Consider the following 14,730-nt stretch of genomic DNA (forward strand, 5'->3'; position numbering starts at 1 on the left):
AATTCGAGTATCTTCGGATATTCGGCCAGAAACAAACGAATTCCCCCCCGGCGAAGCTTGCATAAAACTCATGAATTACCGTCGCCTGACCCCGTCGATGTCGTTGCTGCTCGTGTTCGAGGCCGCCGCGCGGCATGAAAGCTACACGCGCGCGGCCGAGGAGCTGTCGCTGAGCCAGAGCGCGATCAGCCGGCAGGTCCAGACGCTCGAGGATCAGCTCGGCGTGCCGCTGTTCCGGCGCGAGGGTCGCTCGGTGAAGCTGACCGACGTCGGCCGCCGCTATTTCGCCGAACTGACCGGCGCGCTCGGGCGCATCCGCGGCGCGACGTTGCAGGCGATGTCGCACCAGGCGGGCGCCGGCTCGCTGCGGCTGGCCACCCTGCCGACCTTCGGGTCGAAATGGCTGCTGCCGCATCTGCACGGCTTCTATGCCGCGCATCCGGGCGTGACCGTGCACCTTCATTCGCGAATCGGCGCGATCGATTTCCTCAACGACGACCTCGACGCGGCGATCACCGTCGGCGCCGGCGACTGGCCGGGCCTGCATGCGCACCGGCTGTACAACGAATTCCTGATCGCGATCGCGCCGCGCGCCACGGGCAGCGGCCGCAAGGCCGACGCGCGCACGCCGGCCTGGGCCGCGAAGCAGACGCTGCTGGGCGTGACGAGCAATCAGCAGGCCTGGGCCGAGTGGTTCTCGCACTATCGGCTCGATCATCGCCAGATGCGCATCGGCCCGAGCTTCGAGCTGACGTCGCACCTGATCCAGGCCGTGCATGCCGGAATGGGGATCGGACTGGTGCCGAAGGTGCTCGTGGAGGACGAATTGAGCCGCGGCGAGCTCGACTCGATCGGCGACGCGATTACCAGCCAGCGCAGCTATTACCTGGTCTACCCGCCGGGCAACGACGCGCTGCCGTCGCTCGTCGCCTTCCGCGAATGGCTGCTGACGTCGTGCTGACGTGCCGCTGGCGACGTGCCGGTCAGGCGCGCCATTCGCCGAGAATCTGCTCGGCGAGGTAGTCGCACGGCGGGCGCGCGGACTGCGCGCTGCGCGCGAGCACGACCTCGAGTTCGCCGAGCGACGGCAGCCCGTGGCTCTCCGACAGCTGCAACAGGTGATCGGGCACGCAGCAGCGCGCGAGCGGCGCGACGGCGAGGCCGGCCTCGACCATGCTGAGCAGGCCGAGAAAGCTCGGGCTTTCGTATGACATCCGGTACGGAATCTTCCGCCGGTTCAGCGCCTTGACCGCGTGATCGCGCGCCATGCTGCCGCCGTGCGTGAAAAACGCCACCGGCAGCGGCCGCTCTTCCCACACATTGCGTTTCGGCGAGCCAGCCCAGACGAGCGGCTCCATCCGGATCAGCTCGCCCGTCACGCCTTTGATGCGCGTCAGGCACGCGAGGTCGACCGTGTTGTCCTTCAGCATCGGCACGAGCGCGCTGCTCGGCTGGCCGATCACGCGCACTTCCACGCGCGGATGCATCGCGGCGAACTTGCCGAGCACCTGTGGCAGCAGCGACGCGATGTAGTCGTCGGGCACGCCGATCGTCACGCGGCCGCGCATCTCCGGCCGCACGATCGACGCCCACGCCTCGTCGCGCATCGCGAGCATCCGGCGGCCGTAATCGGCGAGCATCCTGCCGTCGTCGGTCGCCGTCACGTTGCGCGTGTCGCGGATGAACAGCAGCTTGCCGAGCGCGTCTTCCAGCGTCTTGATCTGCATGCTCACCGCCGACGGCGACCGGTGCACGGCCTGTGCGCCCTGCGCGAACGATCCGGATTCCGCGACGGCCACCACCATCGCGAGCACATCGAGGTCGAGCTTCTTCATGTCGATTCAGAAAAACTGATCAATCGATTCAGTTTATCCCGTTTTACTGTTCACCTCCATCGCCGGACAATCGACGTCGTCAGCACTCACTCGATGCAGGAAGCGGAAAACATGCACACGTCCGGATCGCTCTACGGGTTTCTCGTCATCGGCGGCATGCTCGCGGTCACGCCGGGGCCGAACATGGTCTACGTGATGTCGCGCTCGATCGCGCAAGGACGGGCGGCCGGGTTCATTTCGCTCGCCGGCGTGATGATCGGCTACCTGTTCTACATGTTCGCCGCGGCGTTCGGCATCACGACGCTGTTCATGAGCGTGCCCTATGCGGGCAGTGTGCTGGGCGCGGTCGGGGCAATCTATCTGCTGTATCTCGCATGGCAGGCGGTGCGGCCCGGCGGCCGCTCGCCGTTCGAGGTGAAGGCGCTGCCGACCGAGCAGCCGCTGCGGCTGCTCGCGATGGGCGCGACGACCAGCGTGCTGAACCCGAAGCTCGCGATGCTGTTCGTGTCGCTGCTGCCGCAGTTCATCGACTACGGGCAAGGCAGCGTGTTCGGCCAGTCGCTGTTTCTCGGCTCGCTGCTGATCGCCGCGTTCGCGTCGGCCAACGGGCTGGTGGCGCTCTGCTCGAGCAGCCTCGCGAAGTTCCTGCACGGCCGCCCGACGCTGCTGCTCGCGCAGCGCTGGACGATGGGCATCATCCTCGGCAGTCTCGGCGTGCGGATGGTGATCGAGGCATCGAAGCTGGCCGGCGTCGCGTGAGCGGCACGCCGCCGCGCGGGCCCGCGCGATCGCGGGCCGCGCGCGTGCGTCGGGCAGGCGTCACGCGGCAACGGCCTGCCGCTGCGCCTCCAGCTCGCGCACGAGCGGCAGCACGCGGCGGCCGAAGTATTCGACTTCCTCGATGAAGTGCAGGAAGCCGGTCAGCACGAGATCGACACCGATCGCCTTCAGTGCGACGATCCGCTCGGCGATCTGCCGCGGCGTGCCGATCAGGTTCGTGCGAAAGCCGTCGTTGTACTGCACGAGATCCTCGAACGTCGATTTCGCCCAGTTGCCCTCGCCTTCGGGCGACGCCTTGCCGGCCTGCTTCACCGCATCGCCGAACGCGTGCACGGCCTCGACGTGCGCATGCCGGATGATGTCGTCGAGCACGGCCTGCGCTTCTTCCTCGGTGTCGCGCGCGATCACGAACGCGTTGACGCCGATGCGCACGCGATGGTCGTTCGCGGCCGCCTTCGCGCGAATGTCGTCGATCTGCGCCTTCAGGTTCTCCGGTGTATTGCCGTTCGTGAAATACCAGTCCGACACGCTCGCCGCGTTGTCGCGCGCCGCGCGCGAGCTGCCGCCCTGGAAGATTTCCGGATGCGGCTTCTGCACCGGCTTCGGGCTCAACGTGTAATCGTTGAAGCGATAGAAGTCGCCCTTGAACGTGAAATTGTCCTGCGTCCAGATGCCCTTGAGCGCCTGGATGAATTCCTTCGAGCGCCGATAGCGTTCGTCGTGCTCGAGCCACGGCTCGCCGATCGCGGTGAATTCGCCCTTGAACCAGCCGCTCACGACGTTGATCGCGATGCGCCCGTTCGAGATGTGGTCGATCGTCGCGAGCTGCTTCGCGACCACGGCCGGATGCCACGGCCCCGGCAGGATCGCGGCGAGCACCTTGAGCTTCGTCGTCGCATGCAGCAGCGCCTGGCTGAACGACACCGACTCGTGCTGGTATTCGGCGCCATAGCCGGCCGTGAAGCGGATCTGGCTCAGCGCATAGTCGAAGCCGGCCGCTTCGGCCGTGCGCGCGAGCTTCTGGTTGTATTCGAGGCTCCAGTCGGTACGCTGCTCGATCGTGCTGACGACGAGGCCGCCGCTGACGTTCGGCACCCAGTACGCGAATTTGACGCCGTCGGCGGAAGGGTCGGGAAGGCTCATGAAGGTGTCCTGGTCGGAGGGGAAACGAAAGCGGCTTACGCGGCCGCGACGGAAAGCGCGTGCGGGCGCAGTTGCGGCACCGCGCGGTCCACGGCGAGCGCGATGCGCTCGCGCAACGCCGGGCTGGCGATCTGGTACCGGTCGAAATCGCTTTCGGACGCATACACGCCGATCGGCAGCGTGCGCGCCTGGAAGAAGCTGAACAGCGGGCGCAGCTGGTGGTCGATCACGAGCGCATGACGCTCGCTGCCGCCGGTGGCCGCGAGCAGCACCGGCACGTCGACGAGCGCGTCGTGACGCACGAGGTCGAACAGATGCTTGAAGAGGCCCGTGTACGACGCGCGATACACCGGGCTCGCGACGACGAGCGCATCGGCCGTCTCGATCGCGCGGATCAGTACATCGAGATCGGCCGGCACCTGTGCGCGGGTAAGCGCGCCGGCCAGCCGGCTGCCGATCTCGCCGAGTTCGATCCGCCGCGTATCGATCGGCAGCGCGGCGCCGAGCGCCGTGACGATCGCGTCGGTCAGCGCCAGCGTGCGCGACGGCCGCTGCAGGCTGCCCGATATCGCGACGACGTTGAGGGGTTGGCTCATGCAATGCGTTCCCATGGTGGAGCCGCGTGGAGCGCGGCGATACCGGTTCGGGTCAGCAAGGAGCGTGCCATTGGCGCGGGGGCGTGACGGAAAGGTCGTCTGCATCACGAAACTTTTCGCCAACGCCCGCCGGAAATGGCGCTTCGCCAAATACGCGACGGCGGCAAGCGTTCCGGCTCGCGCTTCACATCGATATTCCGCAACACGATGAACCGTGTGCAGCGAGTCTGCTGATGTACTGCTGATCAGGCAGCAGCCCGTCGCGCGCGATAACGCCCGATTCGACGCCGTGACGTCACCGCACCGACGCTCTTCCGCCCCATTGCAGGTTCCGCAGCAATCGCGCTTTGGTTATCAGAAATCGATGCTTTTCGCGCGCGGCGAAACGTTCAACACTCTGCTGACTACGCAGCAGCCAGACCGCGGCGCCCGCCGGCACGGGGCCGCCTTGCCCGGCCATCCAACGGTTCATCGCCATGACTTCCATTTCCACATCGCCGCGCCCGCTCAACCTTCGCGTCGTCACCGCTTCGCGCGATCCGGCCGGGCTTCAGCCCGCCGAGCGCGCGGCGCCGGCGCTCACGTTGCCCGAACGTCACGCGCCGGCCCGCGCGCCTGCGCAGGTGTTCGCCGATCCGCGTTCGCTCGCGCTGCTCGAACAGGTTCGTCGCGTCGCGCCGAGCGACGCGAACGTGCTGATCGTCGGCGAGACGGGCACCGGCAAGGAACTGATCGCACGCCACGTGCACGAGCTCGGCGCCCGTCGCGACGGGCCGTTCGTCGCGGTGAACTGCGGCGCATTCTCCGAAACGCTCGTCGACAGCGAACTGTTCGGGCACGAGAAAGGCGCGTTTACGGGCGCGTTCAGCGCGAAGCCCGGCTGGTTCGAAGCCGCGCACGGCGGCACGCTGTTTCTCGACGAAATCGGCGATCTGCCGCTCGCGATGCAGGTCAAGCTGCTGCGCGTGCTGCAGGAGCGCGAGGTCGTGCGGCTCGGTTCGCGCACGGGCATTCCGGTCGACGTGCGGGTGGTCGCTGCGACCAACGTCGACTTGCAGCAGGCGGTCGCGGCCGGGCAGTTTCGCGGCGACCTGTTCTACCGGCTCAACGTCGTGCAGCTCGCGGTCCCGCCCTTGCGCGACCGCCCGGGCGACATCCTGCCGCTCGCGCGCCACTTCTTCGGCATTTATCGCGACCGGCTCGGCGGCGGCCCGCGCCGCATCGATCCGCGCGCCGAGCGCCGGCTCGAGGCGCACGGCTGGCCCGGCAATGTCCGCGAACTGGAGAACGTGATCCATCATGCGCTGCTGACGAGCCGCCACGATGCGCTGCAGGACACGGACCTGCACATCGCGCCGCCGTGCCTGCCGGCTGCTGCCGCGCCCGTAGCCGATTCGTCCGCCGACGCACAGGCGGCGCTCGAACACGCGCTGCGCGACCTGTTCGACGACGGGCACGGCAACCTGTTCGAACGTATCGAGGACACGGTGATGCGTGTCGCGTTCGAATTCAGCCACCGCAATCAGATCCGGGCCGCGCAGTTGCTCGGCATCAGCCGCAACGTGCTGCGTGCGCGGCTGATTCGCGCGAAGGCGATCACCGCACTGAAATAGCGGCACCGGCCCGCGCGCCGCTCCGCCCCGGGCGCCATGGCGCCGCGATCCGTGCCGCGACGTCCGAACCTGATGTATCGTGGCGCGAAGCGTACGCTTCGTTGCCTGCCCCTCGCCCGGTCGCCCGTCATGCGACCGTCAGCGACCGGCAACAGGTCGCGCACGAACCTCCGCAACACGAAAACGAAAGTCGTCCGGCGCCCGTGCGCGCCCGGCCGAGCCCCGTTCACCCGTCCGGAATCCGTCGCCATGAAAAAGCTTGTGAACCGCCCGTCCGACGTCGTGCGAGAAATGCTGGAAGGCATCGCACGGCAATCGCCGCATCTCGCGATCCTCGGCGACGAGCACGTGCTCGTCCGCCAGCCGCTGCCCGAGCCGTCGCAGCGGCCGGTCGCGATCCTGTCCGGCGGCGGCAGCGGCCATGAGCCCGCGCACGGCGGCTATGTCGGCGAAGGGATGCTGAGCGCGGCCGTATGCGGCGAAGTGTTCACGTCGCCGTCGACCGACGCGGTGCTCGCCGCGATCCGCGCGAGCGCCGGCCCGAACGGCGCGCTGCTGATCGTGAAGAACTACACCGGCGACCGGCTCAATTTCGGGCTCGCCGCCGAGCTCGCGCGCGCGGAAGGCATTCCGGTCGAAATCGTCATCGTCGCCGACGACGTGTCGCTACGCGGCCGCGTCGAGCGCGGCCAGCGGCGCGGGATCGCCGGCACCGTGCTGATCCACAAGCTCGCGGGCGCTGCCGCCGCGCGCGGGCTGCCGCTCGCCCGCGTCGCGAGCATCGCGCGCGACGCGGCGGCCGAGCTCGGCACGATGGGCGTCGCACTCGACGGCTGCACGATCCCGGGCGCCGACAAGTCGGGCTTCAGCCTCGCCGATCACGAGATCGAGCTGGGCCTGGGCATCCACGGCGAGAAAGGCGTCGAGCGCCGCGCGCCGCTGCCGGCCGATGCGCTGGCCGACACGCTGTTGTCGAGCATCGTCGCCGATCTCGTGCTCGACCGCGACGAACGCGTCGCGCTGTTCGTCAACGGCCTCGGTGCGACGCCGGACATGGAACTCGCGATCGTGCTGCGCGCCGCGTTCGACAATCTGAGCCGGCGCGGCATCGTCGTCGCGCGCGCGTGGGCCGGCACGTTCCTGTCCGCGCTGAACATGCCCGGCTGCTCGATCTCGGTGCTGCGGCTGAACGACGAGCGCGCGGCGCTGCTCGACGCGCCGACGCAGGCGCGCGCATGGCCGGGCGGCGGCCTCGTGAACACGCAGATTCGCGTGGCCGCGGCCGCGTCGCAGGACGCGCCGCAGCCGCCGCTCGATGCGGCCGGCCGCGCGTGGGCCGCGCGCCTGCAACCTGCGCTGCACGCCGTCGCGCAGACGCTGATCGACCACGAGCAGACACTGACGGATCTCGATGCGGCAGCCGGCGACGGCGATCTCGGTGCGAGCATGCGGCGCGCCGCGCAGGCGATCCTCGAATTGCCCGACACCGCGTACGGCACGCCGTCCGGTGCGCTCGCGGCGCTCGGCGCCTCGTTGCGGCGCGCGATCGCCGGCAGCTCCGGGCCGTTCTATGCGACCGCGCTGCTGCGCGCGTCGCGCCGGCTGGCCGATATCGCCGAGCCGTCGCCGCGCGACTGGGCCGCGGCATTCCGCGCGGCGGTGGATTCGATCGGCGAACTCGGCGGCGCGCGAGCGGGCGACCGGACGATGCTCGATGCGCTGGTGCCGGCCGTCGACGCCTTCGGCCGCGCGCTGGACAGCGAGCGCGACCCCGCGAGCGCATGGACGGCGGCCGTCGAAGCGGCCGAGCAAGGTGCGGAGGAAACGACGCGCATGACGCCGCGCGCGGGACGGGCAAGCTATCTGGGCGAGCGGGCGATCGGTACGCCGGACGGCGGTGCGGTGGCTGTGTCGTACTGGTTGCGGGCGTTGCAGCCGCACGTCCGGTAACGGACGCGCGGCCGCGCTCAGACGCCCTCGACCAGCACCGCGCGATAGCGGGCGCCCTTGAAGCGGTGCTGGACGACCTTCTGGTATTCAGCGCCGTGATACCACGCGTGCGCGGCCTCCTTCGACGGGAACTCGACGATCACGACGCCTTCCGGGCCTTCGCCCTCGAGGATCTCCTGCGGACCATATGCGGCGAGCACCTTCACTGGATGGCTGGCAAGGGTCGCACCGACCTGGCTCGCGTAGATGTCGAGTTCATGCTGGTCCTGCGTGCTTTCCCGTGTAAAGACGATGTAGGTCGCCACGATATGCGCTCCGGATGAATGATGAAAAAAAGGGACGCCACGCGCTGCACGGCCCGATGAATCGCGCGCGGCAGTGCGCAGCTTACCGCCGTTCGCCGGCCGGCGCCGCGGCGAGCCGGCCACGGCCTGCGCGGGCCGCCCGGCCCCGGCACGGGAAAACCCCGATCCCCACATCGTCCTATGACATCGGGCGTCGCGAATTGGCGGGATTACTTTGATCCTCGTCGGCGCCCGCCCGGGCGCATGCTGATAGCGAGGACCCCTCATGCGATACGTGCCATCGTGGACTTCCGTTTCCGCCGCGTCGTCGATTCCCGACGACGCGACCACCCAACGCGGCGACGAGCCGCACTGTCTGCCGCGGGTCGCGATCGCGGCCGCCGCCCTCGGCAACGCGACCGAATGGTTCGATTACGGTATTTACGCGTATGGCCTCGCGTACATTTCCGCCGCGCTGTTTCCCGGCAACACCGCGAGCGCGACGCTGTTCGCGCTCGGCACGTTCGCGGTCTCGTTCCTGATCCGCCCGCTCGGCGGCCTGTTCTGGGGGCCGCTCGGCGACCGGCTGGGCCGCAAGCGCGTGCTCGCGTTGACGGTCCTGACGATGTCGGGCGCCACGTTGCTCGTCGGCATGCTGCCGAGCTACGCGACGGCCGGCTGGCTCGCACCGGCCGCGCTGATCGTGCTGCGCATGGTGCAGGGCTTCTCGACCGGCGGCGAATACGGCGGCGCGGCCACCTTCATCGCCGAATATGCGCCCGATTCGCGGCGCGGCCTGTGCGGCAGCTTCCTCGAATTCGCGACGCTCGCCGGCTTCTCGCTCGGCGCGTTCCTGATGCTCGGCTTCGCGCTGCTGCTCGGCGATTCGGCGATGCATGCGTGGGGCTGGCGCCTGCCGTTCCTGGTCGCGGCGCCGCTCGGCCTGATCGGCTTCTACCTGCGCTCGCGCCTCGAGGAAACGCCGGTGTTCCGCGAACTCGAGGAACAGGCGCACCGCCGCGAGAAAAGCGTCGCCGCCCCGCTGCCGATCCGGCAGCTGCTGGTGCGCTATGCGAAGCCGCTGCTGCTGCTCGGCGGCCTCGTCGTCGCGTTGAACGTCGTCAACTACGTGCTGCTCGCGTACATGCCGACCTACATGCACAAGGAGCTCGGCGTCAGCGAGAACATGTCGCTGCTGATCCCGCTGATCGGCATGCTCGCGATGATGGTGCTGCTGCCGTTCGCCGGCTGGCTGTCGGACCGCGTCGGCCGCAAGACGATGTGGTGGATCTCGCTCGTCGGGCTGTTCGTCGCGGCCGTGCCGATGTTCACGCTGATGACGCACGGTCCGCTCGGCGCCTTCATCGGCTTCGCGGTGCTCGGCGTACTCTACGTGCCGCAGCTCGCCACCATTTCCGCGATGTTCCCCGCGATGTTCCCGACCCACGTCCGGTATGCGGGCATGGCGATCGCCTACAACGTGTCGACGTCGCTGTTCGGCGGCACCGCGCCGATCGTCAACGACTGGCTGATCGGCAAGACCGGCAACGCGCTGATTCCCGCCTACTACATGATGGCCGCCTGCGCGGTCGGGTTGATCTCGCTGCTGGCGGTGATCGAGACGCGCGGGTGTTCGCTGCGCGGCGACACGCTCCCCGGCCAGCCGGGCTGACCCGCACGCCGGCGGCGCCCGGCTTCCCATAAACGGCATCCATGGCATCGCCCGCCGTCCGGTAACGGACGGCGGGCGATGTGCATTTCGGGCGGCGAAGCCCGCTGCCGGATTGTTGTTCTCCGGACAACACGATGTGCGCGCGTACGGCGCTGTCGGCACGTGTCGGCCGTCACTACAATCGCTGACACGTTCGATCGAAATCCGGTCGAACCGAAGCGCGACCGTCACGATCGCGCTCGCGAACCGCGCGGTGCCGCGCGGCTTAATTCCCTCGACGAACAGGATTACTGAACATGAACGCACCCATCCGCAACGTCCAGCCCGTAATCGCCCGCCTGGGCAACGAAGGCTCGGGCGAGCTCGTTTCGTCCCGCTACGCCGTGCGCATCGGCGAGGTCGATGTCGTGCTGATCAGCGACGGCGTGCTGCCGCTGCCGACTTCCACCATGTCCACCAACGTGAGCGAAGCGGACCGCAACGCATGGTTCGACGGCCGTTTCCTGCAACGCGACATGTTCGACTGGGCGCTCAACATCGCGCTCGTGCGCAGCGCCGATCGCCTGATCCTGATCGATTCGGGCGTGGGCGACGGTTTCGAATACTTCACGCGCGCCGGGCGCTCGGTCATGCGCCTGGAATCGGCCGGCATCGACCTGGCCGCGATCACCGATATCGTGATCACGCACATGCACATGGATCATGTCGGCGGGCTGAACGTCGACGGCGTCAAGGCGAAGCTGCGCCCGGACGTACGCATTCACGTCTCGGCCGCGGAAGTGGCGTTCTGGAAAAATCCCGACTTCAGCAAGACGGTGATGCCGGAAACCGTTCCGCCCGCACTGCGCAAGGCGGCGGCGAGGTTCGTGGAACTCTATGGCGAAAACATCGTGCAGTTCGACCGGACCGTGGAAGTCGCCCCGGGCGTGTCGGCGCGGGTGACGGGCGGCCATACGCCGGGGCACTGCGTGGTCGACGTCGCATCGAACGGGGAAAAGCTGACGTTCGCGGGCGACGCGATTTTCGAAGTCAACTTCGACAATCCCGACTGGCAAAACGGCTTCGAACACGATCCGGACGCGGCGGTCGACGTGCGTCTCGCGCTGTTCAACGAAGCCGCGGAAACCGGCTCACTGCTCGCCGCGGCCCACGTCGCGTTCCCGTCCATCGGCCACGTTGCAAAAACGGGCGACGGGTTCCGTTTCGTTCCGGTCGTGTGGGATTACTGAGTGACGAGCGGTAGCCGACACACACCGCAGGCGATGCACTGACGGTTTTTCCAAACCGTATCGGCAAGAAAAAACGCCGCCGCACTTGCATGCGGCGGCGTCACCTCACGCGCCGAAGCGCGTGTCAGAACCGTTGAACACTCACGCGACGGCGGAAATATTCCGCTCGGCGACCTCGTCCACCGCGTCCTTCACGATGCCGACGATCTCGTCGGCTTCCTCGCGCGTCATCACGAGCGGCGGCGCAAAGCCGAGAATGTCGCCATGCGGCATCGCACGCGCGATCACGCCGCGCTGCAACGCGGCCGCCGACACCTGCGCACCGATCTTCAGCGCGGGATCGAACGGTGTGCGCGCGTCCTTGTCGGCCATGAACTCGAGCGCGGCCAGCATGCCGACGCTACGCACCTCGCCGACGAGCGGATGCGCACCGAATGCGTCGCGCAGCTTCGCCCCGAAGTAGCCGCCCACGTCGGCCGCGTTGCCGACCAGGTTCTCGCGCTCCAGAATCGCGAGGTTCGCGAGCGCGGCGGCCGCGCATACCGGATGGCCCGAATACGTCCAGCCGTGCCCCATCGGCCCGTGTTCCTGCGAGCCGCGCGCGATCACGTCCCACACCTTCTCGCCGACGATCACGCCCGACAGCGGCGCATAGGCGCTCGTCAGGCCCTTCGCGACCGTGATCAGGTCGGGCTCGATCCCGAAGTGCTGCGCGCCCATCTTCGAGCCGAGACGCCCGAACCCGCACACGACTTCATCGGAGATCAGCAGGATGTCGTGCTTGCGCAGCACGGCCTGGATCGCCGGCCAGTAGCCGGCCGGCGGTTCGATGATGCCGCCCGTGCCCATCACCGGCTCCGCGATGAACGCGGCGACCGTGTCGGCGCCCTCGCGTGCGATCAGCTTCTCGAGTTCGTCGACGCAGTACGCGACGAACTGTGCTTCGTTCATGCCGGCCGGCGCCTTGCGATACCAGTGCGGACACACCGTATGCTTCACGCGGTCGATCGGCAGGTCGAAATGCTGGTGGAAGCTCGGCAGGCCCGTGAGGCTGCCCGTCACGATGCCCGAGCCGTGATAGCCGCGCTCGCGCGAGATGATCTTCTTCTTGTTCGGGCGGCCGAGCACGTTGTTGTAGTACCAGACGATCTTGACCTGCGTCTCGTTCGCGTCGGAACCCGACATCCCGTAATAGACCTTCTTCATCCCCGCCGGCGACCAGTCGATGATGCGCGACGACAGCTCGATGATCGCGTCCGACGCGTGGCCGACGTACGTGTGGTAGTACGCGAGCTGCTTCGCCTGTTCGTACATCGCGTCGGCGACTTCGGTGCGGCCGTAGCCGATGTTCACGCAGTAGAGGCCGGCGAACGCGTCGATATAGCGCTTGCCCTGGTGATCCTCGATGCGGATGCCTTCGCCGCCGCGCACGATCTTGCCCGGCAGCGCGCCGGTCTCGTGGTCGTACGCGTGCGTCGACGGGTGCATGAAGTGGGCGCGGTCCTCGCGCAGCAGTGCGTCGATCGATTTTTTCATGATGAGCTCCTTTGAATGGGTCAGGCCGTCGCCGCAACGGGCAGGCCGAGATTGCCGAGGCAGAAGTACTTGGTTTCGGTGAACGGCTCGAAGCCTTCGGCGCCGCCTTCGCGCCCGAGGCCCGACGCCTTCATCCCGCCGAACGGGATCGGCGCGCCGGTGAATTTCACGCCGTTGACCGACACCATCGCGAAATCGAGCCGCCGCACGAGCTGGAAGATCGTGTCGATGCGCGTCGCGCATACGTAGGCGGCGAGGCCGTACTCGGTGTCGTTGGCCGTGTCGACCGCTTCGTCGAGCGTGTCGAATGCGCCGACGGCCGAGATCGGGGCGAAGTTTTCCTCGTCGACCACCCGCATGCCGGGCTCGGCATCCGCGATCACGGTCGGCTCGTAGAACCAGCCGCCGAGCGCATGCGGCCGGCCGCCCGCGACGATGCGCGCGCCGCGTGCCCGCGCATCCTCCACGCGCGCCACGGTCGCGTCGAACGCGGCCTGATGCATCAGCGGGCCGACGTCGACGCCCTGCTCGAACGCCGGCCCCGTCTTCAGCGCGCGCACCGCGTTCGCATACCGTTCGACGAACGCGTCGTACAGCGGGCGGGCGACGAGTATCCGGTTCGCCGCGCAGCAGTCCTGGCCGGACGTCTGGAACTTCGCGCCGACGGCAATCCGCACCGCGTGGTCGACATCCGCATCCTCGGTCACGATGAACGGCGCATTGCCGCCCAGTTCGAGTGCGATCTTGCGGATGCCGGCCTTCGCGGCGGTCTCGGTCACGAGCCGCCCGACGCGCGTCGAGCCGGTGAAGCTCACCGCACGCACGCGCGCATCGCCGACCAGCGTTTCCATCGCCATCTGCGGCTCGCCGAGCACGACGTTGAACACGCCGGCCGGGAAGCCGGCCTCGTCGGCGAGCTGCGCGAGTGCGAGCGCCGAGAACGGCGTTTCGTGCGCGGGCTTCACGACCACGGTGCAACCGGCCGCGATCGCGGCCGCTGCCTTGCGCGTGATCATCGCGGCCGGGAAATTCCACGGCGTGATCAGCGCCGCGACGCCGACCGGCTCCATCACGGTGCCGAGATGCGCGCCGTCGATGTGCGTCGGGATCGTGCGGCCCGCGACACGCTTCGCCTCGTTCGCGAACCATTCGACGAAGCTCGCCGCATAGCGGATCTCGCCGCGCGCTTCGGCCAGCGGCTTGCCCTGTTCCAGCGACAGCAGCGCGGCAAGATCGTCGACGTGACGCAGGATCAGCGCATGCCAGCGCAGCAATGCCGCGCTGCGCACCGCTTGCGGCGTCCAGCGCCAGGTTCCGTACGCGCGCTGCGCGGCGTCGACGGCCGCGACGATCTGCGCGCGTTCGAGCATCGGCACGTGGCCGATCACGGCCTGGTCGGCGGGGTTCACGACGGCGACCGTCGCGGCACTGTCGCTGTGGATCCAGCGACCGTCGACGTAGCAGGTCGACTTGAACAGAACGGGGTGTCCGGGCAGCATGCTGCGTCTCCTCGTTGGTGGGCACGGACTTCATTCTGGCGCGCCCGCGCATGCGGAAATTTCGGTTTGCGCGGCCGGAAATGCCGGTTTTTTCCGTATTGCCGCGCGCCGGCGCGAACTTTTACAGCCAGTCCGGCGCGCCGCCGGCGGTGCACTTCACGACCTTCGTCACGATGTACGTGAAGTAGCGCTCGATGCCGAGGTCTTCCATCAGCAACGCATCGATGAAGCGCTGGTAATGGTCGATGTCGCGCGCGACCACGTGCAGCACGTAGTCGACGCCGCCGCCCGTCGCATAGCACTGCGCGACCTCGGGCGCCGCTGCCACCCGATCCTCGAAGCGCCGCATGTCGGGCGCGGTGTGCCGCGACAGCGTCACCTCGACGACGATGCGGCTACCGGAGAACGTGCCGATCCAGTCGACGTCCGCGCGATAGCCGCGGATCACGCCGCTTTCCTCCAGCTTGCGCACGCGCTCCCATGCCGGCGAAATCGACAGGTTCACGGCCTCGGCGAGCTTCGACTTCGTGATGCGCCCGTCGCGCTCGAGCAGGCGCAGGATCGCGAGGTCGTATCGGTCGAGCTTGATCACG

General features: G+C 68.2%; 14 protein-coding genes. 6 read left to right on the forward strand and 8 right to left on the reverse strand.

The genetic code is table 11. The features are described from left to right. Nucleotides 1-70: 70 nt before the first annotated feature. Nucleotides 71-961 carry a LysR substrate-binding domain-containing protein gene (locus C4B30_RS26425; RefSeq protein ID WP_027786306.1) on the forward strand — a complete coding sequence of 297 codons (891 nt, stop codon included), beginning with the start codon at nucleotides 71-73 and terminating at the stop codon, nucleotides 959-961. Nucleotides 962-983: 22 nt separating this feature from the next. Here C4B30_RS26425 and C4B30_RS26430 read toward each other — a convergent pair whose 3' ends face one another. Next, entirely contained in the window at nucleotides 984-1,835 is an 852-nt protein-coding gene (locus C4B30_RS26430; RefSeq protein WP_105133131.1) for a LysR substrate-binding domain-containing protein, read from the reverse strand. A gap of 111 nt (nucleotides 1,836-1,946) precedes the next feature. Here C4B30_RS26430 and C4B30_RS26435 point away from each other — a divergent pair, with 111 nt between their 5' ends. Next, nucleotides 1,947-2,594 (forward strand): LysE family translocator, encoded by a 648-nt coding sequence (locus C4B30_RS26435; protein WP_027786304.1) that lies wholly within the window; start codon nucleotides 1,947-1,949, stop codon nucleotides 2,592-2,594. Between the two features lie 60 nt (nucleotides 2,595-2,654). Here the strand turns inward: C4B30_RS26435 and sfnG are convergent, their stop codons facing one another. The 3 genes from sfnG to C4B30_RS35930 all read right to left on the reverse strand — a co-directional run bounded on the left by sfnG (nucleotide 2,655) and on the right by C4B30_RS35930 (nucleotide 4,832). Further along, nucleotides 2,655-3,758, reverse strand: coding sequence for a dimethylsulfone monooxygenase SfnG (gene sfnG, locus C4B30_RS26440; protein ID WP_027786303.1), 1,104 nt, complete (start codon nucleotides 3,756-3,758; stop codon nucleotides 2,655-2,657). Between the two features lie 35 nt (nucleotides 3,759-3,793). Continuing rightward, complete coding sequence (gene msuE / locus C4B30_RS26445; protein ID WP_027786302.1) at nucleotides 3,794-4,354, reverse strand: FMN reductase; 561 nt, start codon at nucleotides 4,352-4,354, stop codon at nucleotides 3,794-3,796. 295 nt (nucleotides 4,355-4,649) lie between these two features. Beyond that, nucleotides 4,650-4,832 carry a hypothetical protein gene (locus tag C4B30_RS35930; RefSeq protein ID WP_227789475.1) on the reverse strand — a complete coding sequence of 61 codons (183 nt, stop codon included), beginning with the start codon at nucleotides 4,830-4,832 and terminating at the stop codon, nucleotides 4,650-4,652. Here C4B30_RS35930 and C4B30_RS26460 point away from each other — a divergent pair. Both C4B30_RS26460 and dhaL read left to right on the forward strand, forming a co-directional pair. Continuing rightward, nucleotides 4,831-5,967, forward strand: a complete 1,137-nt coding sequence (locus C4B30_RS26460; RefSeq protein WP_080681413.1) for a sigma-54 interaction domain-containing protein — start codon at nucleotides 4,831-4,833, stop codon at nucleotides 5,965-5,967. The genes C4B30_RS35930 and C4B30_RS26460 overlap by 2 nt on opposite strands. A gap of 249 nt (nucleotides 5,968-6,216) precedes the next feature. Next, complete coding sequence (dhaL, locus tag C4B30_RS26465; RefSeq protein ID WP_027786301.1) at nucleotides 6,217-7,917, forward strand: dihydroxyacetone kinase subunit DhaL; 1,701 nt, start codon at nucleotides 6,217-6,219, stop codon at nucleotides 7,915-7,917. 17 nt (nucleotides 7,918-7,934) lie between these two features. On the opposite strand, the gene C4B30_RS26470 is transcribed toward dhaL, so the two are convergent. Continuing rightward, nucleotides 7,935-8,222 (reverse strand): DUF1330 domain-containing protein, encoded by a 288-nt coding sequence (locus tag C4B30_RS26470; RefSeq protein ID WP_027786300.1) that lies wholly within the window; start codon nucleotides 8,220-8,222, stop codon nucleotides 7,935-7,937. Nucleotides 8,223-8,487: 265 nt separating this feature from the next. On the opposite strand from C4B30_RS26470, the gene C4B30_RS26475 reads away from it, so the two are divergent. Both C4B30_RS26475 and C4B30_RS26480 read left to right on the forward strand, forming a co-directional pair. Then, a complete protein-coding gene (locus C4B30_RS26475; protein WP_027786299.1) occupies nucleotides 8,488-9,873 on the forward strand; it encodes an MFS transporter in 1,386 nt (461 codons plus the stop codon). A 296-nt stretch (nucleotides 9,874-10,169) separates the two neighbouring features. Next, nucleotides 10,170-11,102 carry an MBL fold metallo-hydrolase gene (locus C4B30_RS26480; RefSeq protein WP_027786298.1) on the forward strand — a complete coding sequence of 311 codons (933 nt, stop codon included), beginning with the start codon at nucleotides 10,170-10,172 and terminating at the stop codon, nucleotides 11,100-11,102. 141 nt (nucleotides 11,103-11,243) lie between these two features. Here the strand turns inward: C4B30_RS26480 and C4B30_RS26485 are convergent, their stop codons facing one another. The 3 genes from C4B30_RS26485 to C4B30_RS26495 all read right to left on the reverse strand — a co-directional run bounded on the left by C4B30_RS26485 (nucleotide 11,244) and on the right by C4B30_RS26495 (nucleotide 14,729). Further along, nucleotides 11,244-12,638, reverse strand: coding sequence for an aspartate aminotransferase family protein (locus C4B30_RS26485; RefSeq protein ID WP_027786297.1), 1,395 nt, complete (start codon nucleotides 12,636-12,638; stop codon nucleotides 11,244-11,246). A gap of 20 nt (nucleotides 12,639-12,658) precedes the next feature. Further along, complete coding sequence (locus tag C4B30_RS26490; RefSeq protein ID WP_027786296.1) at nucleotides 12,659-14,137, reverse strand: NAD-dependent succinate-semialdehyde dehydrogenase; 1,479 nt, start codon at nucleotides 14,135-14,137, stop codon at nucleotides 12,659-12,661. Between the two features lie 121 nt (nucleotides 14,138-14,258). Next, nucleotides 14,259-14,729 (reverse strand): Lrp/AsnC family transcriptional regulator, encoded by a 471-nt coding sequence (locus C4B30_RS26495; protein ID WP_027786295.1) that lies wholly within the window; start codon nucleotides 14,727-14,729, stop codon nucleotides 14,259-14,261. Between the last annotated feature and the right edge of the window lies 1 nt (nucleotide 14,730).

The organism is Burkholderia sp. BE12, from assembly GCF_002959955.1.
Classification (GTDB): Bacteria; Pseudomonadota; Gammaproteobacteria; order Burkholderiales; family Burkholderiaceae; genus Burkholderia.